A 25,209-nucleotide genomic window follows, 5' to 3' on the forward strand; every position below is an offset into this window, starting at 1 on the left:
CCGGAGGTCCGCCTCGCGCTGACCGGGCGGCGGGCCGAGCTCCGGAACCGGCCCGCCACCAACCCCCGGTGCCCCTCGCGTGCGACGGGCGCTGACCGGGGAGAATGCGGGCGGACAGCCCCTTTCGCGCGGACGGAGGACGCATGGCCTGGCACGTACGCGGCGTGGTGCTGCCCGACGACGAGGTCCGTGACCTGTGGCTGGTCGGCGACCGGGTGACCTTCACCCCGGTCCCCGGAGCGGAGACCATCGCCGACGGCGGCTTCGTGCTGCCCGGCCTGATCGACGCGCACTGCCACATCGGCATCGCCCGGGGCGGCGCCCCGATCACCTCGCTCGACCAGGCCCGCGAGCTGGCCCGCACCGACCGGGACGCCGGGGTCCTCGCGATCCGGGACGCCGGTTCGCCGTATCCGTATCCCGAACTCGACGACGAGCCCGACCTGCCGCGGCTGGCCCGCGCCGGCCGGCACGTAGCGCCGCCGAAGCGCTACCTGCGCGACATCGGCGTCGAGGTCGGCGCGGCGGAGGTGGCCGCGACCGTGGCCGCGCAGGCCCGCGCCGGCAACGGCTGGGTGAAGCTGGTCGGGGACTGGATCGACCGGGGCGTCGGCGACCTCGCCCCGGCCTGGGACGCCGACACCATGACCGCCGCCGTCCGGGCCGCGCACGCCGCCGGGGTACGCGCCGCCGTGCACACCTTCTCCGAGTCGGCCGTCGAGATCATGGTGCGTGCCGGGGTGGACTCGGTGGAGCACGGCACCGGCCTCAGCCTGGACCTGATCGACGAGATGGCCCGTCGGGGCACCGCCCTCATCCCCACGATGATCAACATTCGGACGTTCGGCGGGATCGCCGAGCAGGCGCGGGCCAAGTTCCCCGGCTACGCCGACCACATGCTCGCCCTGCGCGACCGCTTCCCCGAGGTGGTGCGTTCGGCGTACGAGGCCGGGGTGCCGATCTACGTGGGCACGGACGCGGGCGGCGGCATCGACCACGGCCTCGCCGCGGAGGAGATGCTGCTCCTGCACGAGCGGGCGGGCATGTCCACCACGGACGTGCTCGCCGCCGCGTCCTGGCGGGCCCGCGAGTGGCTCGGCTTCCCGGGGCTGGTCGAGGGCGGCCTGGCGGACCTCGTCGTCTATTCCGAGGACCCGCGCGCCGACCTGCGCGCCGTGCGCAGCCCCGCCCGCATCGTGCTGCGCGGTCGCGTCGTCCGCTGACCCGCCCGGGGCCGGCGGTGGAGTGCTCCCGGTCGGGGGCGGGCGCGTCCGGTCAGTCGGTGTGGGCGCCCCGGGTGGCAGCGTTCAGGAGCAGGTACACCGCGAGGTCGGCGAGGGCGGCGGCGGTCTGCTCGACCGGGGCGCCGGGCAGGATGATGTGGCTGATCACCAGTCGGACCACCGAGTCCGTGGCGAAGGTGACGGCGGCCCGGTCGGCGCCCGGCAGGGCGGTGCCGGCCCACTCCAGCAGCACCTCGGTGGCCTCGGCCAGCACCAGCTCCGACCGGGTGGTGAGATAGGGCAGCAGCTCGTCGGAGCCGCCCCGGTTGCTGGTCAGGACGGCCTTGATCAGCGGATCGCCGGACGCCTCCGTGAGGGTGTGCGAGATGGTCGCGTACGCGGCGGCCCGGACGTCGTCGGCGTGCGTGTGCAGCAGGGCGCGTACGTCGCCGACGAACCGGTCGATCTCCCGCCGGGCGAGGGCCTCCGCCAGCCCCGCCCTGGTGCCGAACTCGTTGTAGACCGTCTGCCGGCTGACCCCCGCCGCGCGCGCGACGGCACCCATCCGGACACCGTCCCAGCCGGTCGCGACGGTCAGCGTCCGGGCGGCCTCGACGATCGAATCCCGTGTACGGGTGCCGTCCCTCACCGCACCCATGGTGGTCGAATCCCATGATCCGCCGCACCGACCGTCACGGCGGACGTCGGCGACGTCGCGCCCGATGACGCCGTCCCTTCGGCCGACGCATAGGATGTGCGGTCATGGCACGCGTGCTCACTCCCCGTGCGGAGGACTTTCCCCGCTGGTACCAGGACCTGATCGCCAAGGCGAAGCTGGCCGACAACGGCCCGGTCCGGGGGACCATGGTCATCCGCCCGGCCGGCTACGCCATCTGGGAGCGGATGCAGGCCGAGATGGACGACCGGATCAAGGCGGCGGGCGCGGAGAACGCGTACTTCCCGCTCTTCATCCCCGAGAGCTACCTCAAGCGCGAGGCCGAGCACGTCGAGGGCTTCTCGCCGGAGCTCGCGGTCGTCACCCACGGCGGCGGCAAGCAGCTCGCCGAGCCGGTCGTGGTGCGCCCCACCAGCGAGACCGTCATCGGCGAGTTCATGGCCAAGTGGATCGACTCCTACCGTGACCTGCCGCTGCTGCTCAACCAGTGGGCCAACGTGGTCCGCTGGGAGCTGCGCCCCCGGATCTTCCTGCGCACCAGCGAGTTCCTCTGGCAGGAGGGGCACACCGCGCACGCCACCCGCGAGGACGCCCGCGCCTACGCGCGGCGGATCCTGCACGAGGCGTACGAGGACCTGATGGTCAACGTGCTCGGCATCCCGGTGGTCGTCGGCCTGAAGACGGCCCGCGAGCGCTTCGCCGGGGCGACCGCCACCTACACCTGCGAAGGCATGATGGGCGACGGCAAGGCCCTCCAGCTCGGCACCAGCCACGAGCTGGGGCAGAACTTCGCCAAGGCCTTCGACATCAGCTACTCCTCGGCCGAGGGTGGCCGGGAGCACGCCTGGACGACCTCCTGGGGCACGTCCACCCGCATGCTCGGCGGCCTGATCATGTGCCACGGCGACGACAACGGCCTGCGGGTGCCGCCGAAGCTGGCGCCGGTGCAGGCGTACGTCATGGTGGTCAAGGACGGCGAGGGCGTCGGTGAGGCGGCGGCCAAGCTGCGCGACGCGCTGCGCGACGCGGGCGTCCGGGTCGCGCTCGACGACCGCACCGACACCCCGTTCGGCCGCCGGGCCGTCGACGCCGAACTGCGTGGCTATCCGGTACGCGTCGAGGTCGGCCCCCGCGACCTGGCCGCCGGCAACGCGGTCGTGGTCCGGCGCACGGACGGCTCGAAGTCCCCGACGCCGGTGGCGGACGTGGTCGACGCGGTGCTGGCCGCGCTCGACGCCGACCAGCGGGCGCTGCACGACCAGGCGCTGGCCCACCGCAAGTCCCGCACGGTCGAGGTGTCGACCCTGGCCGAGGCGATCGAGGCGGCGGCCACCGGCTGGGCCCGGGTGCCGTGGTCGGCGGTCGGCGTGCAGGGCGAGGCGGAGGCGAACGGCCAGGGCGTCACCGTGCGCTGCCTGCTGCGCGCCGACGGCTCGGTCCCCGACTCCGAGGACGAGCCCGACCTGGTCGCCATCCTGGCCCGCGCCTACTGAGTCTGTGGTGTAAGGAGCGGGAAGCGTGGCGGTGGGCGGGCGCCGGTAGGGTCGGGGCGTGAGATTCGAACCGGGGCGGCTGATCGTGCACCGCAACGTGCGGCGGGGCCGGATCAGCTGGGTGCGTACCGCGCGGGTGGTCAGCGACGACGACCGGGGCCTGGCGCTCTGGGTGCCCCGCGACGCCCCGACGGCCGTCGAGGTCACCGAGGCCGGGCTGGGTATGCGGGCGATCCCGTTCGCCGAGTGGATCTCCTCGTCGTACCGGCTGGCCCGGGGGCGGTGGAACGGCCCGCCGCTGCTGACGTTCGTGCCCACCGGGGCGGCCCACTCGGTGTGGTGGTTCCGCGACGCGCACGACCGCTTCACCGCCTGGTACGTCAACCTGGAGGAACCCGGGGTGCGCTGGGACGACGGCACCCTCGCCGGGGTCGACATGGTGGACCAGGACCTCGACGTGGTCGTCCGGCCGGACCGTGGCTGGGAGTGGAAGGACGAGGACGAGTTCACCGAGCGGCTGGCCTTCCCCGACCACTACTGGGTGACCGACGCGGACGCGGTGTGGGCCGAGGGGAAGCGGGTGATCGCGCTGGCAGAGGCGGGTGAGTTCCCGTTCGACGGCACCTGGTGCGACTACACCCCGCCGCCGGACTGGGGCACGCCCGAGGAGCTGCCGCCCGGCTGGGACCGTCCCCCGGTGCGCTGACCCGGCCACCGACGTGTGCTCTCGGTCACTTCCGCCGCCTCGCGGGTGACCCGGGACGGTCCGGTGTGAGAGATCCGGGCCGGATCTGGCAGAATGGCTGGCTGGTATCCGGCGTGTGTCCGGCGCCCTCTAACCCGGGCACGTCGCCAGTCCACCGAGCAGTCTCCGGCCCAACCCCACTGTGCCGGTCGGCTCTCACCCGTGCACCGCCCTACCGGGCAGGTGAGATCGCAACAGGAGCGAAACAACTGTGGCCGTAAAGATCCGGCTCCTGCGGATGGGCAAGATCCGCAACCCGCAGTACCGCATCGTCATCGCCGACTCGCGCACCAAGCGCGACGGCCGGGCGATCGAGTTCGTCGGGGTCTACCAGCCGAAGGAAGACCCTTCGGTGATCGAGGTCAAGTCGGAGCGGGTCCAGTACTGGCTGTCCGTCGGCGCCCAGCCGAGCGAGGCGGTGCAGCGGCTGCTGGAGCTGACCGGTGACTGGCAGAAGTTCAAGGGCCTGCCGGCCCCGCCGCCGCTGAAGGTCGCCCCGGAGCGGGTCAACCGCACCGCGGCGTACGAGGCCGAGGCGAAGGCCGCCGCCGGGCTGGCCGAGGCGCCGGCCAAGCCGGCCAAGAAGGCCGCCAAGGTCGAGGCTCCGGCCGCCGAGGAGGCGCCGAAGACCGAGGAGCCGGCCGCTGCGGACTCCGGCGAGCAGGCCTGACATGGCACTACGTCCGGCGTTGGAGCACCTGGTCAAGGGCATCGTCGACCACCCCGATGACGTACGCGTCCGGCTGGTCGACTCCCGTCGGGGCAAGCGGCTGGAAGTCCGCGTGCACCCGGAGGACCTCGGCACGGTGATCGGGCGGTCCGGCCGGACCGCCAAGGCGCTGCGCCAGGTGATCGGCTCCATCGGCGGGCGCGGCGTGCGCGTCGACATCGTCGACTCGTACTGATGCTGCTCATCGTCGGCAGGATCGGCAAGCCGCACGGCATCCGCGGTGAGGTCACCGTGGAGGTGCGGACCGACGAACCCGAAGCGCGGTTCGCCCCGGGCATGGTGCTGCGCACCGAGCCCGGGGCGACGCCCCGGCCTGTGCACAGCGATCGGGTGCTGCGTACCGAGCCTGGGGCGACGCCCCGGCCTGAGCGCAGCGATCGGGTGCTGCGCACCGAGCCCGGGGCGACGCCCCGGCCTGTGCACAGCGATCGGGTGCTGCGCACCGAGCCCGGGGCGACCCCGTCGCCGCAGCCCGCACCGGGCCCCGGCGAGTTCTTCCGGGTGCCCGCCGAGCTGACCGTGGAGGCCGCCCGCTGGCACCAGGGGCGGCTGCTGGTCGCGTTCGAGGGCATCCTGGACCGGGACGTCGCCGAGGCGCTGCGCGGCACGCTGATCGGGGTCGACAGCGCCGACGTCGCCCCGCCGGAGGACCCGGAGGAGTTCCACGACCACCAGCTCGTCGGGCTGGCCGTGGTCACCCCCGACGGCGACCGGTTGGGCGAGGTGGCCCGGATCGACCACGCCCCCGCCTCCGACCTGCTGGTGCTGCGTCGTCCCGAGGGACGCATCGCGTTCATCCCGTTCGTCAAGGCGATCGTCCCCGAGGTAGACCTCGCCGGCGGTCGCGTCGTCGTCGACCCGCCGGCCGGTCTGCTCGATCTGTAGAACCGCTGGAGCAGCCCCGCATGCGCGTCGACGTCGTGTCGATCTTTCCGGAGTACTTCGCCCCGCTGGACCTGTCGCTGATCGGCCGGGCCCGGGCGAACGGCACGCTGCGGCTGGCCGTACACGATCTGCGGTCCTGGACCCACGACGTGCACCGCACGGTCGACGACACGCCCTACGGCGGCGGCCCCGGCATGGTGATGCGGCCGGAGCCGTGGGGCGAGGCGCTCGACGCACTCGCCCCGGCGGAGGCGACCCCGCCCCGGCTGGTGGTGCCGGCTCCGACCGGTGCGCCCTTCACCCAGGCTATGGCGCACGAGCTGGCCGCCGAGCCGCACCTGCTCTTCGCCTGCGGCCGGTACGAGGGCATCGACCAGCGGGTGCTCGACCACGCCGCGTCCCGGATGCCGGTGACCGAGGTCTCCCTCGGCGACTACGTGCTGTTCGGCGGCGAGGTGGCCGTGCTGGTGATCCTGGAGGCGGTCACCCGGCTGCTGCCCGGGGTGCTCGGCAACGCGGGCTCGCTGGCCGAGGAGTCGCACGCCCACGGGCTGCTGGAGGCCGCCATGTACACGAAGCCGGCGACCTGGCGCGGGCTGGAGGTGCCCGAGGTGCTCCGCTCCGGCGACCACGGCAGGATCGCCCGCTGGCGGCGGGACGAGGCGCTGACCCGTACCGCGACGCGCCGCCCCGACATGCTCGCCGCGCTGGACCCGGACCACCTGGACAAGCGGGACATCGCCGCGCTGGACCGGGCCGGATTTCAGGTGCCGCCGGGGGATGTGGCAAAGTAGGGGGGTTGCCGCAACCGGCCGCGCCGCGGACGGCTGCGAGGATCCCTGACCGGGGTCGGGGCACCGACCGCCACCCGGGGATCAGAATCACCCACCCGCGCACCGATTGACGGTGCGCCGTGAGCCTCACGAGGACGCAGCGATGAACATCCTGGACGCCCTTGACGCCCAGTCGAAGCGTACCGACCTCCCCGACTTCCGTGCCGGTGACACCGTCAAGGTGCACGCCCGGGTCGTCGAGGGCAACCGGTCCCGTGTCCAGATCTTCCAGGGCGTGGTCATCCGCCGCCAGGGTGACGGTCTGCGCGAGACCTTCTCGGTCCGCAAGATCAGCTTCGGTGTCGGTGTCGAGCGCACCTACCCGATCAACAGCCCGGGCATCGACCGGATCGAGATCGTGACCCGCGGTGACGTGCGTCGCGCCAAGCTCTACTACCTCCGCGAGCTGCGGGGCAAGAAGGCCAAGATCAAGGAGAAGCGCGAGAAGCAGCCGAGCTGACCTCACGCTCGCCACGCCGCCCGAGCTGCGCGTATGTCGTACCGACCGGACCGCACTACCCTGGTCGGTACGGGCGCAGCCGGGCGACGTCCCGCCACGACGGCGGAGCGACGGCCACTACCGCCCGGGGAGCCCCGACAGGGTTCCCGGGCGGTAGTGTCATTTCTGCTGACCGGAGAGTGGCGTGGTGCAGACGCTTGACGAGGACGGCGCCGTCGATCCGTGGCGCCGTCGGGCCCGCCCGCCCCGCCGCCAGATGCCGCTCTGGCAGGAGTTGCCGCTGCTGCTGGTCGTCGCGTTCTGCCTCGCGGTGCTGATCCGCACCTTCCTGCTCCAGGCGTTCTTCATCCCCTCCGGCTCGATGGAGGACACCCTCCTCGTCGGCGACCGGGTGCTGGTCAACAAGGTCGTCTACGACGTACGCGACCCGGTGCGGGGCGAGGTGGTCGTCTTCCGGGGCACCGACCGGTGGGCCCCGCAGGTCGAGCAGGGGCCGGAGCCCGGGTTCGCGGGCAAGCTCAGCCGGACCGTCGGCGACCTGGTCGGCGTCAGCCGCCCCGGCGAGAAGGACTTCATCAAGCGGGTCATCGGCCTGCCTGGTGACCGGGTGAGATGCTGCGACGCCGAGGGGCGGGTGGTGGTCAACGGCACGCCGCTCGACGAGTCGTCGTACGTGCTGCGGGACTCGCCGCTCGACATCCCGCCCAACCCCCGCGAGTGCCGGTCCCGGCGCTTCGAGGAGGTCGTGGTCCCGCCCGGGCAGATCTTCGTCATGGGCGACCACCGCCTGGTCTCCCAGGACGCCCGCTGCCAGGGGCCGGTGCCGATCGAGAACGTGGTGGGCCGGGCGTTCACGGTGGTCTGGCCGTCGTCGCGCTGGAGCGCCCTGTCGGTGCCCGCGACCTTCGCCGACGTCGCCGACCCGCCGGCCGCCTCCACCGGCGCCGCACCCCCGGTCCGCTCCACGCCGGAGGGTGGGATGGTGCTGTTCCTCCCGTTCACTGCCGCGCTCGCTGTTCTCACGCGTTCCGGACGGTGGCGTCCAGCCGGGCAACGTAGGCTCTCCCCGTGATTGACGAGCAGACCGACAAGCCGCGCAGCTCCTTCTGGAAGGAATTGCCCATCCTCCTGGGTGTGGCGATCCTGGTCGCGGTGCTGGTGCGCGCCTTCGTGCTGCAGACCTTCTTCATCCCCTCCCCGTCCATGGAGAACACCCTCCAGATCGACGATCGGGTGCTGGTCAACAAGCTGGTCTACGACTTCCGGTCCCCGCACCGGGGTGAGGTGATCGTCTTCAAGGCCCCCCTGGAGTGGAGCGCCAACCCCGACGGCGAGGACTTCATCAAGCGCGTCATCGGCGTGGGCGGCGACCACGTGGTCTGCTGCGACGCGCAGGACCGGCTGGTGATCAACGGCAAGCCGCTGGACGAGCCCTACATCTTCCCGGGGGACAAGACTGCCGAGGATTTCGACATCACCGTCCCGAAGGGCCGGCTCTGGGTGATGGGCGACCACCGGGAGGCGTCGGGCGACTCGCTGGAGCACTGGCAGCAGTCCGGTCAGGACATCACCGTCGCCACCATCCCCGAGGACGACGTCGTCGGGCGGGCCTTCACCGTCTTCTGGCCCGTCGGCCGAGCCACCTGGCTGAGCGTCCCGAAGTCGTACGAGGCCATCCCCGAACCGTAGGGGTCGCCGGGCGTGGGCGTTGTCGGCGGCGTCTGGCAGGCTGGTGCGGTGACCGTCTACACCCCTCGGCGTGCGGCGCGCGTCCTGCTCGTCGACGCGGCGGGTCGGGTGCTGCTCTTCAGCGGCTCCGACCCCGCCCGCCCCGAGCACGGCCGGTGGTGGTTCACCCCCGGCGGTGGCCTGGCCCCGGGGGAGACCTACCCCGAGTGCGCCGCCCGCGAGCTGGCCGAAGAGACCGGCCTGCGGCTGCCCGCACCGGCGTTCGGCCCGCCGGTCCACCGCGACGTGACGGAGTTCCCGTTCGACGGTGTGTGGTACCGGCAGGAGCAGGAGTTCTTCCTGGTGCGGGTGACGGGTCACGAGGTCGACACCGCGGGCTTCAGCGAGATCGAGCGGGCCACCGTCGCCGCCCACCGGTGGTGGTCGCCCGACCAGCTGGTCGCCAGCGGCGAGCGGTACTACCCGTCGGACCTGCCGGCGGTGCTGGCCCGGGCGCTGGCCACCCCGGCACCGACGGCCGGGGAGGGCGCACCGTGCTGACGCCGCCGCGCACCGTGGTACGCCGCGAAGGCGGGCTCTACGCCCTGGAGCGCGCGTTGCAGCGACGCGGCTTCCGGCACGTAGCCGGGGCCGACGAGGCGGGTCGCGGCGCCTGCGCCGGGCCGCTGGTCGCCGCCGCCGCGATCCTGCCCGAGGGCCGCCGCGGCGAGATCGACGGGCTGGCCGACTCCAAGCTGCTCACCCCCGCCAGCCGGGAGCGGATCCACGACGAGGTCGTGGCCCGCGCGCTGGCGTACGCCGTGGTGGTCATCCCGGCGGAGGAGGTCGACGAGCGGGGCCTGCACGTGTGCAACCTGGCCGCGCTGCGCCGCGCACTGGCGTCGCTGACCACCCGCCCCGACTACGTGCTGACCGACGGCTTCGGGGTGGACGGCCTCGACGTGCCGGGGCTGGCGGTGTGGAAGGGCGACCGGGTGGCCGCCTGCGTCGCGGCGGCGAGCGTGCTCGCCAAGGTCACCCGGGACCGGATCATGGTCGAGCTGGACGGGGCGTTCCCGGGCTACGGGTTCGCCGAACACAAGGGTTACATCACGGCGGAACACACCTCGGCGCTGCGGGAGCGGGGGCCGTGCCGGGAGCACCGCTTCTCGTACGTCAACGTGGCGACGGTGTCCGGTCGTGACGGCGCCCCGCCCCGGGCCCGCCGGCCGGCGGGCGCGAGGCGGGACGAGCCGATGGAGCGCTCCTGCCCGTCAGGGGGTACCGTCGGCGTGGCGTTGGGCGAGCAGCCTCAGCCTCCGGCGTCGGTGGGGGAAGATGTGGTCATGGAAGGCGGAGTGCGATGAGCGCGGAAGACCTCGAGAAGTACGAGACCGAGATGGAGCTGCAGCTCTACCGGGAGTACCGCGACATTGTCCGCCAGTTCTCCTACGTGGTGGAGACGGAGCGTCGCTTCTACCTGGCCAACCAGGTCGACATGCACGTGCGCAACTCCGACGGCGAGGTCTACTTCGAGGTCGAGATGCACGACGCCTGGGTGTGGGACATGTACCGTCCGGCCCGGTTCGTGAAGAACGTCCGGGTGATGACCTTCAAGGACGTCAACGTCGAGGAGCTGGAGAAGCCCGACATCTCGCTGCCCGCCGACTCCGGCTTCGGCGGCTGATCCGCCGCTGACCACCCGCCCGGTGCTCCGACCGCCGGGCGTACGGCCCCCGTCTGCGCCCCCACCGCCGCGAGGCCGTCGTCCACAGTGGCCATCCTGACCGCCCGTGGGCGTATAGCAGATCGAATCGCCTTCCGGACGTCCGTCCACAGGACACCCGCCGTCCACAGGAACGGGCGTCGCGGGTGGCGGAGAGGAACGGCCGCCGGGCAGGCTGCGCCCCATGCGACCAGCCACCCGCACCGGCACCGCCGCGCTCTGCGCCGCCCTGCTGTCCCTCGGGCCGCCCGCCGCCCCCGGTTCCTCGCCTGCGTCGGCGGCGTCCCGGCCGCCCACCGTCGGGGCCGCCGTGGCATCGCCGTCCGGGGTGGCGCGGTTCCGGTGGCCGCTCGACGGGGTTCCGCGCCCGGTCCGCCGGTTCGATCCGCCGCCACGGCCGTGGCTGCCCGGCCACCGGGGCGTCGACCTGGCCGCCGCGCCGGGCACTACCGTACGGGCCGCCGGTGCCGGCACGGTGCTCTTCGCCGGACTGGTCGCCGGTCGCCCCGTCGTCACGGTCGGGCACGCCGACGGCCTGCGCACCACGCACGAGCCCGTGTCACCGACGGTCCGCCCCGGCGACGCGCTCGCCGCCGGGGCACCGCTGGGCACCCTGCTCACCGGTCACCCTGGCTGCCCCGCTCCTGCCTGCCTGCACTGGGGACTGCGGCGCGGGGCCGACTACCTGGATCCGTTGGCGCTGCTCGGCCTCGGCCCGGTGCGGCTGCTGCCGCTCGACGGCGTCGACCCGGGCCGGTCTCGTTCGCCCGCCCGCCGTTCCCCTGCTCGCCGTTCGCCCGCTCGCCGTTCCCCTGCTCGCCGTTCGCCCGCCCGTTGGCACCCGGCGTAGTGCGGCGGTCGGGGGTCGGCGGTGAGGCCCCCCACGTCGGAGGTGGGCTGGGATCCTTCCGTGCGCCCTCAGCGCTGGGCGAGCAGCGGGGGGAGCCGCACCGAGAGCCGCTCGTACTCGTCCGGGGTGTTGTAGACCTGGGCACAGAGTCGCAGCCAGCCCCGTCCGTTCCAGGCCATGACGGCAACCTCGGTGGCGAGCCGCCCGGCGATCCGTTCCCGCAGCGCCTTTGCCGCGTCGAGCGTGGTGCCCAGACCCGCCGGCAGCGGGACGATCCGCATGGCGATCCCCGGCCCGCCGGGGTCCGGCAGGTCGGCGGGGGCCACCCCGAGCGCGTCCCCCAGCACCCGCTGGCCGTACGCCGCCAGCGCGGCGTTGTGCCCGCGTACCCGGTCGACGCCGAGGCTGCGCAGCGTGAACAGACCCACCGGCGCAGCCAGCCAGCCCGTGTAGTCCTGCGTCGCCGCCCACTCGACCCGGCCGGGGAACCCCGACTCCTGCTCCCAGGAGGCGACCAGCGGCTCGATCCGCTCCCGCCACGGCGGGGCCACCACCAGCACGGCGGTGCCGCGCGGCGCGTACGCCCACTTGTGCAGGTTGCCCACCCAGAAGTCGGCGCCGACGTCGCCCACCGGCGTCGGAAGCATGCCCGGGGCGTGCGCGGCGTCGACGAGGACCGGTATCCCGTGCTCCCGGGCCACGCCGACGATCGCGGCCACGGGGAAGAGCCGGGCGGTGGCCGAGGTGAGCTGGTCCACGACGAGCAGCCGGGTCCGGCCGGGGCGCAGCCCGGCGCGGACGGTCTGGACGATCTCCTCGTCCGAGGCGGCCAACGGGACCGGCAACGCCCGGGTGACCGCCCCCGTACGCCGGCACTCCCGCGCGATGGAGAGGCCGACCGCGCCGTAGCCGTGGTCGGTGGTGAGCACCTCGTCCCCGGGGCGCAGGCCGAGCGACTGGAGCACCACCGCCACGCCGGTGGTGGCGTTCGAAACCAGGGCGGTGCCGTCCGGGTCGGCACCCAGGAAACCGGCCAGGTGCCGGCGGGTGTGGGCGATCCGGTCGATGAGGCCCTGCGTGAAGAAGCGCAGCGGGTTGGCCTCCATCTCGTCGCGCAGCCGCTGCTGGGCCCGCTGTACGGCGATCGGCACCGCGCCGAACGAGCCGTGGTTCAGGTGGCTGACCGCCGGGTCCAGCGAGAAGAGCAGGCGGGCTGCCGCGATCGGCTCGGGCGGCTGCGGGAGGCTCACCCGGTGATCGTAGCGACCGGTCGATCTCCCGCCGCCGTTCCTCGCGTACGGGTGCCGGGCGCCGCCGTCGGGTGCCCGCCCGGGGCTCGTCGCGCCAGGTGTCCCGCCCGTCGACCCTCCTCGATCCCGGAGAATCGCTGGCCATGGACGTCGAACTGCGCTGGCCGACCGCCGCCGACCGGCAGCTCCGCGCCGAGGTGCACCGGGTGCTGCACGCGGTGGCCGAGCGCGGCGGTGCGATCGGGTACGCGACCCCGCCCGGCCGCGCCGAGACCGACGCCTGGCTGGACGCGGCGCTCGACGCGGTCGGGGCCGGCGACGCCGCGCTCGTCCTCGCCGTGCTCGACGACCGGGTGGTGGGCACCGGCACCTGGCGGCGCGGTCCGAAGCCGATCTTCGCCCACTACGCCGACCTGGAGAAGATCACCGCGCACCCCGCCGCCCGGGGCCGTGGGATCGGTCGGCTCGTCACCGGCGCCCTGATCGACGACGCCCGCAGGGCCGGCATCGAGACCCTCGCGCTGGGCGTACGCGGCAACAACCACGGCGCCATCGAGCTCTACGAGCGCCTCGGCTTCCGCGAGTGGGGGCGGCTGCCGAACGTCATCGAGGTGGGCGACGAACGCTACGACGACGTGCGGATGTGCCTTGACCTCGGGCGGGAGCCGCACGTCGTGCTCCGGGGATCGACCCGCGGCGGGCCGGGCTCGTCGCCGCGGCGGTCCTGAACCCTGGTCGCCCGCGCCGGAGCGTGGACGCTTGTCGGCACCAGCCGGACCGCAGCCGGTGCCGCCGGCGGCGGACTCAGGAGTGGGTGGCCTGCCACGGCTGGGCTCAGGCGCGGGGGTGGGCCTGACGGTAGGCGGCGCGGAGCCGCTCCACCGACACGTGCGTGTAGATCTGGGTGCTCGCCAGGGACGAGTGCCCCAACAACTCCTGCACCGCCCGCAGGTCCGCGCCGCCCTCGAGCAGATGGGTGGCCGCCGAGTGCCGCAGCCCGTGCGGGCTGACCGGAGGCAGGCCGGCGGCCTCGGCGTACCCGCTCACGATCCGGCGGGCCGTCGTCGGGTTGAGCCGCCCGCCGCGTGCGCCGAGCAGCAGCGCGTCGCGGGAGTGCGACGCGGCCAGCACCGGCCGGCCGTGGCGTAGCCACTCGTCGAGGGCCCGCTGCGCCGGCACCCCGTACGGGACGGCGCGTTCCCGGCCGCCCTTGCCGAACACCCGCACGACCCGTCGGCCGTGGTCGACGTCGGCGACGTCCAGACCGCACACCTCGCTGATCCGCACCCCCGTGCCGTAGAGCAGTTCCAGCAACGCCCGGTCCCGCAGCAGCACCGCCTCGGCGACCCCGTCAGCCGCACCGGGAGGCTCTGCCGACCCGGACGGTGTCGACCGGGACCCGTCGTTGGCGGGCGGCGCCGGTCGCGAGTCGTGCTCGGCGGTTGGTGCCGGCCGGGACCCGTTCTCGCCGGGTGCTACCGGTCGGGAGTCGTCCGTGGCGGATGGTGCCGGTCGGGAGTCGTGCTCGGTGGGTGGTGCCGGCGGAACGCCCAGGGCGAACCGGCCCGGTGCCTCGACCAGGGCGGCTGCCTGGTCGGCGCGCAGCACGGCCGGCAGGTCCCGGTGGGCACGCGGGCTGGACAGGGCGGCGGCCACGTCGGCGGGGAGCAGGCCGCAGCGGTGCGCCCACGCGCTGAACGTCCGGGCCGAGGCCGCCCGGCGGGCGAGCGACGTCCGTGCCGCCCCCGTCGTCCGCTGCTTCGCCAGCCAACTGCGCAGCACGGTGAGATCCAGCTCCGGCAGTTCGGCGCAGCCCATCCGGTGGGCGTGCTCCAGCAGCGAGACCACGTCACCGACGTACGCGCGGACGGTGTGGGCGGACCGGTTGCGCACACCGGCCAGGTGCCCGGCGAAGTCGTCCACCGCCTCGCGCATCGCCGGGGGGAGAGCCTCGTGGGTCGCCCGGGTGCCGTTCGCCTTACGGCTCACCGCGACTCCCTTCCCGCCACCCGCCAGGCGGCCGGCGTGCCTCGCGGGGGCACCCCTGCCGCAGCCGGACGGCCTGCGGGCGTGGCGGTGCGGGGCGAGGTCGTGACGACGGTGGGCGGCGGCTGGCCTGCGGGCGTGGCGGTGCGGGGCGAGGTCGTGACGACGGTGGGCGGCGGATCCTCGGGTGGCACGGGGACCAGCCTACGGTCGACCGGCGGCACCGGCAGGGCACCGGGCCGCGGGCCGGGAGACGACCGGCCGAGCCGGCTGGCGAATGCTGCCACCACAGGCGCGCGGCCCGGGTGATGGATTGCGTCGGCCGAGGCGAGCAGACTTGTCGTATCAACGGATGTGAGCCCTGGTCGCGCTCACCCCGCGCCGGGACAGGCTCGACGAAGGGGGACCGGATGGGCGTGGACGTCGTCCTCTATCGGGCGGTCGGAGCGGGCTCCGGCCGGCGCCGTGTCGTGCCGGCCGAGGTCGTGCCAGATCCCGACGACGTACTGCTGAATCTCGTCAAGCGGGTCCGTGGTGTCGGGCGTACCCCGCTGCTCGACCAGGTGGATCCGGTCGGCGAACTGGTGATCCCCGCCGGCCAGGCGCCGCAACTCCTCGCCGAGGTGCGCTGCCTCGCCGAGGTGGCCCGGTCGACGCCGGAGATGACGCACGTGCGCCGACTGGACCGGCTGGTGCGGCGCTGCCGGGAGGACCGCGCGATGGAGATCCGTTTCGAGGGTGACTGACCGCTGCTCACGATCCCTCCGGGGTGGCCGAGGGCGTACCGGTCGCCTTCCTGGCGGGCGGCGGCGCGAGGGCGTACCCGTCGTCGCGGCGGAGCACCAGGGCCAACTCCTCCAGCATCGACAGCTTCCGCAGCGCGGTACGGACGGGCACCCCGGCCCGCGCGGCGAGGACGTCCACGCCCACCGCGCCCCGGCGGGGCATCGCCTCGACGACGGCCCGTGCGTCGTCGTCGAGCAGGTCGACCGGTCGCTGCGGGCCGCGCGGTACGGGCGCCAGGTCGCCGATCCGCCCGACCTCCTCCAGCACCTGCGCGACCCCGGTCACCAGTCGGGTCTTCGGATGCTCCCGCAACGTCTCGTGGGCGCCGACGGACATCGCCGACGTGACCGGGCCGGGCACCACCATGCTGGGCTTGTACAGGGCGAGCGCCCGGTGGGTGGTCTGCGTGGCGCCGCTGCGCGCGGCGGCCTCCACCAGCACCGTGCCGAGGGTGCCGGCCGCGATCACCCGGTTGCGGATGAGGAACCGGGGCCTGAGCGGCTCGGCTCCGGGCATCCACTCGCTGACCAGCAGCCCGGTGTCGGCGATCCTGTCGAACAGCGCCGCGTTGCCCATCGGGTACGGGCGGTCCACGCCGCAGGCGAGCACGGCCACGGTGACGCCGCCGGCGTTGAGCGCGCCCCGGTGGGCTGCGGCGTCGATGCCGAAGGCGCCGCCCGAGACGACGGTCCAGTCCCGGTCGGCGAGCCCGTAGCCGAGCTCGGTGGCGACGTGCGTGCCGTACCCGGTGGCGGCCCGGGCGCCGACGACCGCGACGGAGCGGTCGAACGCCTCGCCGAGCGGCCACGAGCCGCGCACCCAGAAGCAGAGCGGGGGAGCGGTCTCGACATCCACCCGCCGGTACGCGCCGGGCAGCCGGAGCCGGCGTAGTTCGTCGACCCGGACGGGCCACTCGTCGTCGCCGGGGACGACGATCCGGGCACCGAGCCGGTCCGTACGGGCCAACGCCTCGGCCGCTACGGCCCGGGCGTCACCGGCGGCGCAGCGGGCCGCCACCGTGTTGCGCAGCGTCTCCTCCGGGGCACCCCCGTCGAGCAGCAGGTCGAGCGCCGCCACCGGTCCGAGCCGGTCGACCAGCCGGTGCACCGACCGGGTGCCCGGCTCGGCGAGCCAGGTCAGGGCCACCCGGGCCAGCGTCTCCTCGTCGGTGTTCACGTGGCGTCTCCCGTCCTCAGTTGGATGGCTTCCCGGACGTCCTCCCGGTCGGGCCGGTCCCGACCGTCCAGGTCCGCGATCGTCCAGGCCAGGCGGATGATCCGGTCGAAACCCCGGGCCGACAGCGATCCGGAGTCCAGCCGGGCCCGTAGCTCGGCGGTGTCCGGCCCGGGCAGCCGCCACGGCGGGCGGCGCAGGTGCGGGCCGGGTATCTCGGCGTTGAGCCGGCGGCCGAGCACCGCCCAGCGCACGGCCGCCGCCTGCCGGGCGACCGCCACCCGCGCGGCGACGGCGCCGGAGGCCTCACTGCCCACCGTGGCCTCCATCAGCTCCGCCGCCCGGACGGGCGGCAGCTTCACCTGCACGTCGATCCGGTCCAGCAACGGGCCGGAGAGACGGCTGAGGTAGCGCCGCCGGGCCTGCGGCGGGCACTCGCAGTACGCGTCACCGGCCGGCTTGGCGCACGGGCACGGGTTGGCCGCCAGCACGAGTTGCGTACGGGCCGGGTATTCGGCGCCGCCACGGCTGCGGGCCAGCCGGACCCGGCCGTTCTCCAGCGGCTGGCGCAGTGCCTCCAGCGCCCCCCTGCTGAACTCGGGCGCCTCGTCGAGGAAGAGCACGCCCCGGTGGGCGAGGGAGATCGCGCCGGGGCGGGCCAGCCCGGAGCCGCCCCCGACCAGCGACGGCACTCCGGCCCTTCGTCCATGGGTGGTGCCCAGGCCAAGGACCGTGGTGGGATGGCCCATGCGTGACACCGAGATAATGCGCCCCTACCTCCGGGTTTCGGACAACCAGCGGGGCAAGTCGGAGTCGGTAAACGAGCAGTTCGCCGAGCTGGGCGAGGACGCAGACACGCGGGGGTGGCATCTCGGCGAGTCCTATGCGGACGACGGGATCTCGGCCAGCCGGTACGCCGCGAAGGTCCGAGGCGATTTCGCGAAGCTGCTGGCGGACCTGCGAGCGGGCAGGTTCGAGGCCGACATCCTCGGCCTGTGGGAGCTGTCCCGGTTCAGTCGGAAGGTCGGCGAGTGGGACGCAGCGCTCGCACTACTGGAGGCGGCCAACGTGCGGGTCTGGGTGTCCGATGTCGGGAAGCTGTACGACCCCAGCAACGCGGACGACCGGGCGACCCTGCTAACCGGAGCTGTCCGGGCCGAGTACGAGTCTGCGCAGACCAGCCGGCGGGTCAAGCGGACCGTTCGCCAGAAGGCCCGAGCGGGCTGGATGCACGGGCGGGCCCCGTTCGGTTATCGCCGAGAGTACGACCCGCAGACCGGCGAGCTGCTGCGGCAGGTCATCGTGCCCGAGGAAGCCGAGATCATCCAGACCATCTTCGATCGGCTAGAAGCGGGCGACTCGCTGCGCCGGATCACCATCGACCTGGAGGCGGCCGGGGTGCGTTCCCGGGCTGGCCGCCCGCTGTCCGAGCAGGTCGTACGGGGCATGGCGACCCGGGACAGCTATGCCGGTCGTCGCCGACACTCGACGCGGGCGGCCAGAGGCAAGGGCGGGCAGGTCTATGAGGCGGTGTGGCCGGAGATCGTCAAGCCGGCCCAGTTCGACACCGTGCAGGCGATTCTGAGCAACCCCGCCCGGCGGGTGAACCGGGACGGGCAGGGGCGGCACCTCCTGTCGATGATCGCAGCTTGCGACAGGTGCGACGCACCGATGACCAGCTCCAAACGCGGGGGCGAGCCACCCCACTACCGGTGCCACGCGAACTGTGGGATCCAGGTGAATGAGGAGTTGCTCGACCGGATCGCGCTTGACGTGATGGTTGGGTACCTCAGCCGGGAGGACGTGTACCGGGAGCTGACCCGCAAACGGGGCGACAGCCCGGAGGTCAAGCAGGTGCAGGCCCGGTTGGCGGTGGTGCGCCGCAACCTGGTCGACCTGGAGAACGAGCTTGCTGCCGAGCTGATCACACCGAAGATGGCTGGTGCAGCCGAACGGAAGTGGCTTGCCGAGGTGGAGTCGCTGGAGCAGCGAGAGCGGGAGCTACTCACCCCGCCCGCGCTGGCCGCCTTCCTCGGTGCCGGGGGCGACATTCGGGCCCGGCTGGAGGCAGCGCCGATGCCGGCCCGCCGGGCGGTCGCTCGGGAGGTGCTGTCTCCGGGCCTGGTCGGACAGCTCCGAGTGGGCCGGGTGAAGACGAACCGATGGTGCGACGAGTGCCGTAAGCCGACGTGTCGACACCGGGTCGCGGACCGGCTGACCTGGCACCGGGAGGGTGCGATTTAGACAGTAGGTATGGGTGCGGCACCCATCGGGGGTGTGTGATTAGCTGGTGTTGCACCCGATACGGGCCTGGGGACGAACGCGAGCCTCCCTGGGGGTCGGGGCCGGGCCAGCGTGCTGGGGATGTCGAGCCAGCGCCCGTCAATGCAGGTGGACGGCGTCACCTAAACGCCCGCAGGCGATGACTCGATCGACCGAGTAGATCGCGAGATCTCCAACACGGAGGAACTCGCGACCATGGCTGCGCGCCACATCCGACTGCCCGAATCGACCCGTGACCGGCTCCAGCCGCTCAACTCGACCTATGGCAACATCGTCCGCCGCTGCGGCAAGAGCAGCCCTGAGGCCCTGGCCGCCCGGGTCGAGCGGGACGTTACCCGGGTCGAGATCCAGCTAGAAGCGCTCGTCAACTCAGCCCCCGCCCCAAACTCGGAGCAGCTTGCCCGACTGCGCTCGCTGCTGCCTCCGGTCACCGGGGCCGAGGGGCGGGCCGCCTGATGGGCCACCGTCTCCGCAACCGAATCCGCCGGCTGTTCCGTCGCCCGCTCGGCCCGGTGCTGGCCGCTGACTCCCTCGCCACGCTGGCCGCCACCCTAGGCCCGACCTACCGCGACCTCCGGTGACCGGATGCAGGACCGCCCCGGCCCGTGGTGAGCGGACCGGGGCGGACCCGGAGAGGAGAGAACCCGGAGGAACAGCAGCAACCAACCAAGATCCAGCCAACCACGCGATTTCCCAGCGGGACAAGTCGACGCCTCCGCACCCCGGAGCAGGAACGGAAGCAGCAACTACGGAGGTGGAGAGATGAAGCGAATGATCGTGACCACGCCCGGCGGGCCGATGGACGGGACTCCCGGCCCGTGCCCCGAGGTGACCGTCCCGATTGACGTCCTGTCGTCCGGGAGCTTGCGGGAGGCGACCGGGAAGGCGTTCCAGTTGGCCCTGGCACATGGGACCGCCGTAACCATCGCCGGTCGAACCGCCGACGCCTGGCTATTCTGCGCCGACCCGAAGTGTGAGCACGTCAACGGGCCGGTTCGGGTGCTGCCGGATGCGGTCCTGGTCGAGTGGAAAGCCCACGGCCGGAGGCTGCCCCAGGGTGCGACGGAGATTCGGGCGGCGGGCCGCCGGGGTGTGGTCATCGGGATGCCCGAGCGGGTGTGGTCGCGATGAAGGCCAAGCTTTTCACCTGCGCCGAGCGGGTGCCGCTCGTGTTCGATTGCCTGTGGGCCCCGTGCGGCGTTCCGGGGTGTGGCCTGCCGGCCGCCCTCGTGAAGGCGGGACAGCAGCCGCCCCGGCGGGAGATCGGGGGGCAGCCGGCATGCAGGTGATTGAACCGCCAAAGGTGGGCGAGGCCTTGCCCACCGGGCTCGACCTGGCGCTCTACTGGGCCGAGCGCGGATTCCCGGTCACCCCCGTGCAGCCCAACACGAAGGCCCCGAGCTACGGGCGAGACTGGCAGCTCGACGGGACCACGACCGACCCGGAGAAGATCCGGCAGCTCTGGGCCCGTCGCCCCGGGGCATGGGTCGGCATCCGTACCGGTCGGGCTCCGGTGGCCGCCCCCGATCAGACCCACGGGCCCGACGTCGTGGACGTCGACGTCAAGGAGGGGGCCCCGGGGCTGGCCTCGCTGGACCGGCTCACCGACCTCGGGTTGGTCGATGGTTGGTCGATGAGGGTCCGCACCCGTTCCGGCGGTGTTCACCTCTACTTCCTCAGCGGGAGCGAGCAGGGGTTGGCGAAGCTGCCGTGGGCGGGGGTCGACTTCCGGGCTCGGGCTGGCCTGATCGTCGCCCCCGGCAACTCGGGTTACACCGTCGAGCAGTCGTTCGGCGGGTCGCCCTCCGGTGTCGCCTGGCAGCCGATCGCCGAGGCCCTGCCGAAACCGGACGGGTGGGACGAGGCCCAGCGGGCGAAGCGGGTAGCCAACAACGGCGCGACGGTCCCGGCGCGGCAGGCAGTGGCCGCCCCGGTGGCCCCGACGATGCCCTCCGTGCCGCTTCCGGCGGTCCCGCAGACCCCGGCCCGTGCGTCGGTGGGATCCCGGCTCGTCGCCCCGTCGGTAAACCGGATCGAGGGCAAGTCGCCGTTGGACGATTACGCCGAGCGGGGCGACCTCGGGACGCTGCTGGAGTCCGACGGCTGGACGTTCGCCCACGAGTCCGGGGGCAACCGGCACTACGCCCGACCGGGCAAGTCGGTCCGCGACGGGGTGAGCGGCAACATCAAGGTCGAGGGCGGGCGGCAGGTCTTCTACGCGTTCAGCTCCGGCGGCACCCTGCCGGAGAACGAGCCCCTGTCGGCCGGCGAGGTCTACGCCCACATCAAGTACGGCAGCACCAGCACCGAGACGATGAAGCAGGTGACCCGGGATCTGCGGGCGGAGGGCTACGGGGACCCGCTGCCCGAGAGGACCCCTGCGGTGGCCTCCGCTGGCCCGTCCGCGAATCGGGAGGCCCCGGCGGCTACCGGCACCCGCACCGAGGACCGGAGGCTTCCGGTGACCCTCCGGGAGGCCGCGTCGGCCATTTGGGGTGAGCGGGAGGTGCTGGCCCGGATCAGGCAGACCGCACGGGCTCGGTTCGTGGGCGAGTGGGCGTTGCTCGGGGCGGTCCTGGCGCACGTCGCCTGCCGGATCGGGCCGCACGTCAAACTGCCCCCGACGATCGGCTCGGCCGCGTCGCTGAACGTTTATATCGGCCTGGTGGGCGGGTCCTCGGGTGGCAAGGACGCGGCAATGGACGTTGCGGCCGAGATGTTCGCCCATAGCTCGGCGGTGGTGCCGGTACTGGAGCCGGCGACCGGGCAGGGCTTGGAAGCCGCCTACACCGCGTCGACCAAGGAAGGCCCGGTGCAATACAACGACACCGCGCTGTTCAAGGTGTCCGAGATCGGGTCGGTCAGCGCTCACGCCTCCATGAACGCCTCGACCCTCATGCCGACCCTGCTCAAGATGTTCATGGCGCAGCAGCTCGGCGCGGCGTACGCCACCGAGGAGAAGCGGCGACCGGTTCGGCAGCACGGTTACCGGGCTGCGATCATCGCGGGCATCCAGCCGGCGAAGTCCGAGCTGCTGCTAAATCAGGATGCGGTCGACGCGGGGACGGCTCAGCGGTGGTTGTTCATGCCGGTTAACCAGGACGAGGACCGATCTCGGTTCGCCGCGCCCAACTGCGACGCCTCGATCTCGTGGCGGACCCCGGGCACCGGGGCGGCCACCCTGCGCGGCTGGCATGACCGGCCGGAGTGGGCCCCCTGCGGGGACCAACGCAGTGGGAACGAGCTGGACCCCGTGGAGGTCAAGGAGACGCTGATCATCGAGATCTGCGAGCAGGCCCGGACCGAGATCATCGACGCGCGCCGGGCCCGCAACAAGCTCGACCTGTTCGAGCAGACGGTGGACTCGATCGACGGTCACGCCCTGCTCACTCAGCTCAAGGTGGCAGCACTGCTCGGGCTGCTGGACGGGCGGTTCGAGGTCAGCGACGACGACTGGCGTTTGGCCCGGCTGGTCATGGGCGTTTCCCGGGACACCCGCGACATCTGCTACAGGGTGCTGCGGTCGGTCCAGTCGAAGAAGAACCGCGCGCGGGCCGAGTTCGACGCCGAGCGCGAGGTGGTGAAGGCCGAGGAGACGGACAAGGCGGCCACCGCCAAAACCTGCAACGCGATCATGACCAAGCTCGGGAAGGCCCCGGGGGGCGAGCTGGTCCGCAAGCAGCTCTACAAGATCGACGCGAAGCTGCGGCCCCACTTCGACCAGGCAACCGAGCTGCTGGAGCAGACCGGGCGGCTGGTGATCGAGCGGCGGCCGAATCAGGCCGCCAACAACGGCACGGCGACGTACTACCGCCTGACCGGGAGGTAAGCCGGGGCGGACGGCCGGAGGGGGTGTAGGGGTGTAGTCCTCTACACCCCCTCCGGCGTAGGTGGTGACGGGCAGTGTCAGACGACAGGAGACGGGGCAGCCAGCACGCGGCCCCTGGCTTCGTAAGATAGATGATAATAAATGCGTAGTGTCACCCCCCGTATAAGGGCTCCAGGCTTCTCATCGCCCGGAGAGGTGTAGCGACTACACCCCTACACCCCCTCCGCACTCCGGGGTTCTGCGCCGGTCGGTTGTTGGCTGCCCGCTCTGGTCGCCACGCGGCAGCCTCCGTCACCGACAGGCCCCGGCCGCAGGTCGCTCTTTTGGGACGAAGGCAATGGACGACCCCGCCCCCTCGTTCGCTCTCATCTCCCCCCGGACCTCGGGGGGATCTTGGGTGAAAACCGCCATCGGCCAGGGTGGTTTCCTCGTCCGATGGAACCTTGCAACTGCGCCTGCCTGGTCTGCGCTGGGCGAATGAACCCGACCGAGGCCCACCGTGGGGTGAGGACCTGCTCGCCGGTCTGCGCCGAGTTGATGCGCTGGCTGCCCTGCGAGTCCTGCGGGTGGCCAGCTCGGGCGAACAACTCGACCCGCCGGGGTCACAAGCTCGGCCACTGCGTCCCCGAGGCGTTCGGACCCCCGCCGGAGTTGGCCGCCTGGCGTCAGGCCAGGGCTGCGCAGGAGAGGGCCCGGGAGGGGTGCTCGGAGGCCCGTCGTCGGGCTCGGGAGCAGCGGACGGCACGACGTAGGGCCCTGGTCGATCAGGCGTCAGCCAAACGGGATGTCTACGGCGAGAGCCACCGGGACTACACCCGCCGGCTCCGAGGTCAGAAGGCGGCCAAGCTGCGGGCCGAGGGCAAACCTTGGCTGGAGATCGCGGCCGAGGTCGGGTTGAGGTCCGAGGGTGCCACCTACAACGCGGCGAAGCGTTACGGCGACCCGGCCGACATCGCTCGTTGGCCTGGCCGCCCCTGACCCCTCCCGAAGGCTCCCGATATTGGCTCCTGACTCATCAAATCGACGTGCTTCGCTGGGATTGGCAGCCAAGATCAACGAGGGGGAGACGATGGCTGGAAAGCAGGGGCCCTGGTACCCGAAGATCACTGGCGGAGTCGGCTTTACCGACGAGGAGGGCATCGGGCGCGCGCACATCGAGAAGGGCGAGGAGTGGTGGGATCCTCGGCTCCCGACCGCCCGACCGGACCTGTTCGCCGACACCAAGGCCGAGGCGATGAGGCCCGCCCCGCCGACCCGGACCTGCCCGCATTGCAGGGCCCAGTTCGAGGTGCCGACCGGCCCGGGGGCCGAGAAGGTGTACTGCGACCGGAAGTGCCGCAAGGGCCGGGAGACGTTGCTCGGTCGGGCTGGCCGCATCGTCGGCCGTCCGGTGCCCGACTACCCGACCGGCAGCGCGAAGGCCCTGACGAAGTGGCTGGAGGAAATGGCCGAGACTCGGCGGGTGGTGCTCGAACTCCACGGGCACCTGACCGACCACAAGGGCCGTGACGGGCTCGACGTTGCCAGGCAGGCCGAGCGACGCGACCTGCTGCTGCGCAAGACCCGGGTGTGGGTGGACCAGGCCGACAAGTCGGTGAGCGGAGCCAACCACTGCCTGGCAGCGCTGTGGGCGAGGGAGAAGGACATCCGGCTGGGCCAGCGCTGGTGGGACAAGGGCCGGGGTGCCCACGCCGAGGAGGCGAAGCTGCAGGACTCCTGGTCGAAGCTGTGGGACAAGCTCGACCCCGAGGGTGCTAAGGCCAAGCAGCCGCAGCCGGAGTCGACCGCCGACGACCCGGGGATTTACTGAGGTGGGCGGGCCGCGTCTGTTGGCCCGCGTCGGGGGCCCGGTGGTCGCTTCGGCTGGCCGCCGGACCACCCGGTCGGGCAGTGGTGGCGGGCTGGAGGAGCTGGAGCTTCGGTTCAGCCCGTTCAACAAGTGGTATGAGGTCTACACCCCCTGGGAGGGCCGATTCCTCGAACGGACGGTGCGGGGCGCGTTCGCCCAGACCATCCAAGATCTTCGGCGCAGCGATGGCACCTACTCGGTGAAGACGCTGTTCAACCACGGCGCGGACCCGAACATCGGGGGCAAGCTGCTCGGCACGACGACCTATCTGGCCGAGGAGGCCGACTCGCCGGCCATGCGGGTCGCCTTGTACGACACCAGCTACAACCGCGACCTGCTGCCGGGCCTCAAGGCGGGGGCCTACGGGTCGAGCTTCATGTTCGCGGTGGACGAGGACACCTGGGACCACGACCCAAAGCGCAGCCCGAAGAATCCGAACGGGCTGCCCGAGCGGACCATCCGTAGGGTGACGCTCTACGAGGCCGGGCCGGTCACGTTCCCGGCGAACCCGGCGGCCACGGCGCAGGCGAATGGGAAGGCGTCGGTTAAGCTGCCGCGCCATCGGCGCGTGCCGGTGGCCTCGCTGGAACGGGAGGCGCTGCTCGCCCGGTTCGAGTACCAGGCCGCCAAAGCGAACGTCGGGGGGCGGGACACCCCGAGGGTGCGCGAGCTGCACATGGCCTGGCGTCGGGCGTTTCTCGCCGAAATGCAGGCGAGGCACTGACCCGGTAAAGCTCCCCGACCGCTGCGGGCCTGGAGAACCC

26 protein-coding genes and 4 pseudogenes are annotated in these 25,209 nt (G+C 72.8%); 25 read left to right on the forward strand and 5 right to left on the reverse strand.

Annotated elements, in window-relative coordinates:
* The first annotated feature begins 143 nt into the window (after nucleotides 1-143).
* Nucleotides 144-1,223 (forward strand): amidohydrolase family protein, encoded by a 1,080-nt coding sequence (locus AB0D32_RS09295; protein ID WP_357086845.1) that lies wholly within the window; start codon nucleotides 144-146, stop codon nucleotides 1,221-1,223.
* 52 nt (nucleotides 1,224-1,275) lie between these two features.
* Here the strand turns inward: AB0D32_RS09295 and AB0D32_RS09300 are convergent, their stop codons facing one another.
* On the reverse strand, nucleotides 1,276-1,881 hold the full coding sequence (locus AB0D32_RS09300; RefSeq protein ID WP_357086847.1) for a TetR family transcriptional regulator: 606 nt from the start codon (nucleotides 1,879-1,881) through the stop codon (nucleotides 1,276-1,278).
* Between the two features lie 104 nt (nucleotides 1,882-1,985).
* Between AB0D32_RS09300 and proS the strand changes: the two genes are divergently transcribed.
* The 14 genes and pseudogenes from proS (at nucleotide 1,986) to AB0D32_RS09370 (ending at nucleotide 11,289) form a co-directional block, all read left to right on the forward strand.
* Nucleotides 1,986-3,392, forward strand: coding sequence for a proline--tRNA ligase (proS, locus tag AB0D32_RS09305; protein WP_357086850.1), 1,407 nt, complete (start codon nucleotides 1,986-1,988; stop codon nucleotides 3,390-3,392).
* Between the two features lie 58 nt (nucleotides 3,393-3,450).
* A complete protein-coding gene (locus tag AB0D32_RS09310; protein WP_357086853.1) occupies nucleotides 3,451-4,098 on the forward strand; it encodes a DUF402 domain-containing protein in 648 nt (215 codons plus the stop codon).
* Nucleotides 4,099-4,348: 250 nt separating this feature from the next.
* A complete protein-coding gene (rpsP, locus tag AB0D32_RS09315; protein ID WP_357086857.1) occupies nucleotides 4,349-4,807 on the forward strand; it encodes a 30S ribosomal protein S16 in 459 nt (152 codons plus the stop codon).
* The gene (locus AB0D32_RS09320) at nucleotides 4,782-5,042 is read left to right on the forward strand and encodes an RNA-binding protein (RefSeq protein WP_350680397.1); all 261 of its coding nucleotides are present in this window, start codon (nucleotides 4,782-4,784) and stop codon (nucleotides 5,040-5,042) included. The genes rpsP and AB0D32_RS09320 overlap by 26 nt, the downstream gene beginning before the upstream one ends.
* Before the next feature lie 2 nt (nucleotides 5,043-5,044).
* Nucleotides 5,045-5,170 (forward strand): annotated as a pseudogene (locus tag AB0D32_RS09325) (ribosome maturation factor RimM); the annotation flags it as partial.
* A gap of 192 nt (nucleotides 5,171-5,362) precedes the next feature.
* Nucleotides 5,363-5,752 (forward strand): annotated as a pseudogene (gene rimM / locus AB0D32_RS09330) (ribosome maturation factor RimM); the annotation flags it as partial.
* Between the two features lie 20 nt (nucleotides 5,753-5,772).
* Nucleotides 5,773-6,546: a tRNA (guanosine(37)-N1)-methyltransferase TrmD gene (gene trmD, locus AB0D32_RS09335; RefSeq protein WP_357086860.1), complete on the forward strand. Its 774-nt coding sequence runs from the start codon at nucleotides 5,773-5,775 to the stop codon at nucleotides 6,544-6,546.
* Between the two features lie 142 nt (nucleotides 6,547-6,688).
* Nucleotides 6,689-7,045, forward strand: coding sequence for a 50S ribosomal protein L19 (gene rplS, locus AB0D32_RS09340; protein WP_357086863.1), 357 nt, complete (start codon nucleotides 6,689-6,691; stop codon nucleotides 7,043-7,045).
* 184 nt (nucleotides 7,046-7,229) lie between these two features.
* Nucleotides 7,230-8,104: pseudogene (gene lepB, locus AB0D32_RS09345) on the forward strand (signal peptidase I).
* A gap of 9 nt (nucleotides 8,105-8,113) precedes the next feature.
* Nucleotides 8,114-8,734, forward strand: coding sequence for a signal peptidase I (lepB, locus tag AB0D32_RS09350; protein WP_357086866.1), 621 nt, complete (start codon nucleotides 8,114-8,116; stop codon nucleotides 8,732-8,734).
* A gap of 48 nt (nucleotides 8,735-8,782) precedes the next feature.
* Nucleotides 8,783-9,274 carry an NUDIX domain-containing protein gene (locus AB0D32_RS09355; RefSeq protein WP_357086868.1) on the forward strand — a complete coding sequence of 164 codons (492 nt, stop codon included), beginning with the start codon at nucleotides 8,783-8,785 and terminating at the stop codon, nucleotides 9,272-9,274.
* Complete coding sequence (locus AB0D32_RS09360; RefSeq protein WP_357086871.1) at nucleotides 9,268-10,080, forward strand: ribonuclease HII; 813 nt, start codon at nucleotides 9,268-9,270, stop codon at nucleotides 10,078-10,080. The genes AB0D32_RS09355 and AB0D32_RS09360 overlap by 7 nt, the downstream gene beginning before the upstream one ends.
* Complete coding sequence (locus AB0D32_RS09365) at nucleotides 10,077-10,400, forward strand: DUF2469 domain-containing protein (RefSeq protein ID WP_091620948.1); 324 nt, start codon at nucleotides 10,077-10,079, stop codon at nucleotides 10,398-10,400. The genes AB0D32_RS09360 and AB0D32_RS09365 overlap by 4 nt, the downstream gene beginning before the upstream one ends.
* A 223-nt stretch (nucleotides 10,401-10,623) precedes the next feature.
* Nucleotides 10,624-11,289, forward strand: coding sequence for a peptidoglycan DD-metalloendopeptidase family protein (locus AB0D32_RS09370; protein ID WP_357086874.1), 666 nt, complete (start codon nucleotides 10,624-10,626; stop codon nucleotides 11,287-11,289).
* A gap of 68 nt (nucleotides 11,290-11,357) precedes the next feature.
* Here AB0D32_RS09370 and AB0D32_RS09375 read toward each other — a convergent pair whose 3' ends face one another.
* Nucleotides 11,358-12,539: an aminotransferase class V-fold PLP-dependent enzyme gene (locus AB0D32_RS09375; RefSeq protein ID WP_357086877.1), complete on the reverse strand. Its 1,182-nt coding sequence runs from the start codon at nucleotides 12,537-12,539 to the stop codon at nucleotides 11,358-11,360.
* A 143-nt stretch (nucleotides 12,540-12,682) separates the two neighbouring features.
* Here AB0D32_RS09375 and AB0D32_RS09380 point away from each other — a divergent pair, with 143 nt between their 5' ends.
* Nucleotides 12,683-13,267, forward strand: a complete 585-nt coding sequence (locus AB0D32_RS09380) for a GNAT family N-acetyltransferase (RefSeq protein ID WP_357086880.1) — start codon at nucleotides 12,683-12,685, stop codon at nucleotides 13,265-13,267.
* A 106-nt stretch (nucleotides 13,268-13,373) separates the two neighbouring features.
* On the opposite strand, the gene AB0D32_RS09385 is transcribed toward AB0D32_RS09380, so the two are convergent.
* On the reverse strand, nucleotides 13,374-14,474 hold the full coding sequence (locus AB0D32_RS09385; RefSeq protein WP_357087427.1) for a tyrosine recombinase XerC: 1,101 nt from the start codon (nucleotides 14,472-14,474) through the stop codon (nucleotides 13,374-13,376).
* Nucleotides 14,475-14,935: 461 nt separating this feature from the next.
* Here AB0D32_RS09385 and AB0D32_RS09390 point away from each other — a divergent pair, with 461 nt between their 5' ends.
* Nucleotides 14,936-15,271, forward strand: a complete 336-nt coding sequence (locus tag AB0D32_RS09390; RefSeq protein WP_357086883.1) for a hypothetical protein — start codon at nucleotides 14,936-14,938, stop codon at nucleotides 15,269-15,271.
* Between the two features lie 7 nt (nucleotides 15,272-15,278).
* Here AB0D32_RS09390 and AB0D32_RS09395 read toward each other — a convergent pair whose 3' ends face one another.
* Together AB0D32_RS09395 and AB0D32_RS09400 are read right to left on the reverse strand one after the other, a co-directional pair.
* Entirely contained in the window at nucleotides 15,279-16,487 is a 1,209-nt protein-coding gene (locus AB0D32_RS09395; protein ID WP_357086885.1) for a DNA-processing protein DprA, read from the reverse strand.
* Nucleotides 16,484-17,170 (reverse strand): annotated as a pseudogene (locus AB0D32_RS09400) (ATP-binding protein); the annotation flags it as partial. The pseudogene AB0D32_RS09400 and the gene AB0D32_RS09395, both read right to left, overlap by 4 nt.
* A gap of 61 nt (nucleotides 17,171-17,231) precedes the next feature.
* Here AB0D32_RS09400 and AB0D32_RS09405 point away from each other — a divergent pair.
* From AB0D32_RS09405 to AB0D32_RS09440, 8 genes are all read left to right on the forward strand, one after another.
* On the forward strand, nucleotides 17,232-18,728 hold the full coding sequence (locus tag AB0D32_RS09405; protein WP_357086888.1) for a recombinase family protein: 1,497 nt from the start codon (nucleotides 17,232-17,234) through the stop codon (nucleotides 18,726-18,728).
* 234 nt (nucleotides 18,729-18,962) lie between these two features.
* Nucleotides 18,963-19,223 carry a hypothetical protein gene (locus tag AB0D32_RS09410; RefSeq protein WP_357086891.1) on the forward strand — a complete coding sequence of 87 codons (261 nt, stop codon included), beginning with the start codon at nucleotides 18,963-18,965 and terminating at the stop codon, nucleotides 19,221-19,223.
* Nucleotides 19,223-19,348, forward strand: a complete 126-nt coding sequence (locus AB0D32_RS09415; protein ID WP_357086893.1) for a hypothetical protein — start codon at nucleotides 19,223-19,225, stop codon at nucleotides 19,346-19,348. Before AB0D32_RS09410 ends, AB0D32_RS09415 begins: the two co-directional genes overlap by 1 nt.
* Nucleotides 19,349-19,529: 181 nt before the next feature.
* A complete protein-coding gene (locus tag AB0D32_RS09420) occupies nucleotides 19,530-19,898 on the forward strand; it encodes a hypothetical protein (RefSeq protein WP_357086896.1) in 369 nt (122 codons plus the stop codon).
* 184 nt (nucleotides 19,899-20,082) lie between these two features.
* Nucleotides 20,083-22,596 carry a bifunctional DNA primase/polymerase gene (locus AB0D32_RS09425; protein WP_357086898.1) on the forward strand — a complete coding sequence of 838 codons (2,514 nt, stop codon included), beginning with the start codon at nucleotides 20,083-20,085 and terminating at the stop codon, nucleotides 22,594-22,596.
* Between the two features lie 477 nt (nucleotides 22,597-23,073).
* The gene (locus tag AB0D32_RS09430) at nucleotides 23,074-23,574 is read left to right on the forward strand and encodes a hypothetical protein (protein WP_357086900.1); all 501 of its coding nucleotides are present in this window, start codon (nucleotides 23,074-23,076) and stop codon (nucleotides 23,572-23,574) included.
* A gap of 91 nt (nucleotides 23,575-23,665) precedes the next feature.
* Nucleotides 23,666-24,406, forward strand: a complete 741-nt coding sequence (locus tag AB0D32_RS09435; protein ID WP_357086902.1) for a hypothetical protein — start codon at nucleotides 23,666-23,668, stop codon at nucleotides 24,404-24,406.
* Nucleotide 24,407: 1 nt separating this feature from the next.
* Nucleotides 24,408-25,169 carry an HK97 family phage prohead protease gene (locus AB0D32_RS09440; RefSeq protein ID WP_357086905.1) on the forward strand — a complete coding sequence of 254 codons (762 nt, stop codon included), beginning with the start codon at nucleotides 24,408-24,410 and terminating at the stop codon, nucleotides 25,167-25,169.
* Nucleotides 25,170-25,209: the final 40 nt, after the last annotated feature.

Source organism: Micromonospora sp. NPDC048170 (assembly GCF_040652795.1).
In the GTDB taxonomy this organism is placed as follows: Bacteria; Actinomycetota; Actinomycetes; order Mycobacteriales; family Micromonosporaceae; genus Micromonospora.

What these genes read in the sequence shown, in the direction of transcription:
- AB0D32_RS09295 (WP_357086845.1), top strand. Translation starts at nt 144, where the DNA reads ATGGCCTGGCACGTACGCGGCGTGGTGCTGCCCGACGACGAGGTCCGT.
- AB0D32_RS09300 (WP_357086847.1), bottom strand. Translation starts at nt 1,881, where the DNA reads ATGGGTGCGGTGAGGGACGGCACCCGTACACGGGATTCGATCGTCGAG.
- proS (WP_357086850.1), top strand. Translation starts at nt 1,986, where the DNA reads ATGGCACGCGTGCTCACTCCCCGTGCGGAGGACTTTCCCCGCTGGTAC.
- trmD (WP_357086860.1), top strand. Translation starts at nt 5,773, where the DNA reads ATGCGCGTCGACGTCGTGTCGATCTTTCCGGAGTACTTCGCCCCGCTG.
- rplS (WP_357086863.1), top strand. Translation starts at nt 6,689, where the DNA reads ATGAACATCCTGGACGCCCTTGACGCCCAGTCGAAGCGTACCGACCTC.
- AB0D32_RS09365 (WP_091620948.1), top strand. Translation starts at nt 10,077, where the DNA reads ATGAGCGCGGAAGACCTCGAGAAGTACGAGACCGAGATGGAGCTGCAG.
- AB0D32_RS09370 (WP_357086874.1), top strand. Translation starts at nt 10,624, where the DNA reads ATGCGACCAGCCACCCGCACCGGCACCGCCGCGCTCTGCGCCGCCCTG.
- AB0D32_RS09380 (WP_357086880.1), top strand. Translation starts at nt 12,683, where the DNA reads ATGGACGTCGAACTGCGCTGGCCGACCGCCGCCGACCGGCAGCTCCGC.
- AB0D32_RS09385 (WP_357087427.1), bottom strand. Translation starts at nt 14,474, where the DNA reads ATGCGCGAGGCGGTGGACGACTTCGCCGGGCACCTGGCCGGTGTGCGC.
- AB0D32_RS09390 (WP_357086883.1), top strand. Translation starts at nt 14,936, where the DNA reads ATGGGCGTGGACGTCGTCCTCTATCGGGCGGTCGGAGCGGGCTCCGGC.
- AB0D32_RS09405 (WP_357086888.1), top strand. Translation starts at nt 17,232, where the DNA reads ATGCGTGACACCGAGATAATGCGCCCCTACCTCCGGGTTTCGGACAAC.
- AB0D32_RS09410 (WP_357086891.1), top strand. Translation starts at nt 18,963, where the DNA reads ATGGCTGCGCGCCACATCCGACTGCCCGAATCGACCCGTGACCGGCTC.
- AB0D32_RS09415 (WP_357086893.1), top strand. Translation starts at nt 19,223, where the DNA reads ATGGGCCACCGTCTCCGCAACCGAATCCGCCGGCTGTTCCGTCGCCCG.
- AB0D32_RS09420 (WP_357086896.1), top strand. Translation starts at nt 19,530, where the DNA reads ATGAAGCGAATGATCGTGACCACGCCCGGCGGGCCGATGGACGGGACT.
- AB0D32_RS09430 (WP_357086900.1), top strand. Translation starts at nt 23,074, where the DNA reads ATGAACCCGACCGAGGCCCACCGTGGGGTGAGGACCTGCTCGCCGGTC.
- AB0D32_RS09435 (WP_357086902.1), top strand. Translation starts at nt 23,666, where the DNA reads ATGGCTGGAAAGCAGGGGCCCTGGTACCCGAAGATCACTGGCGGAGTC.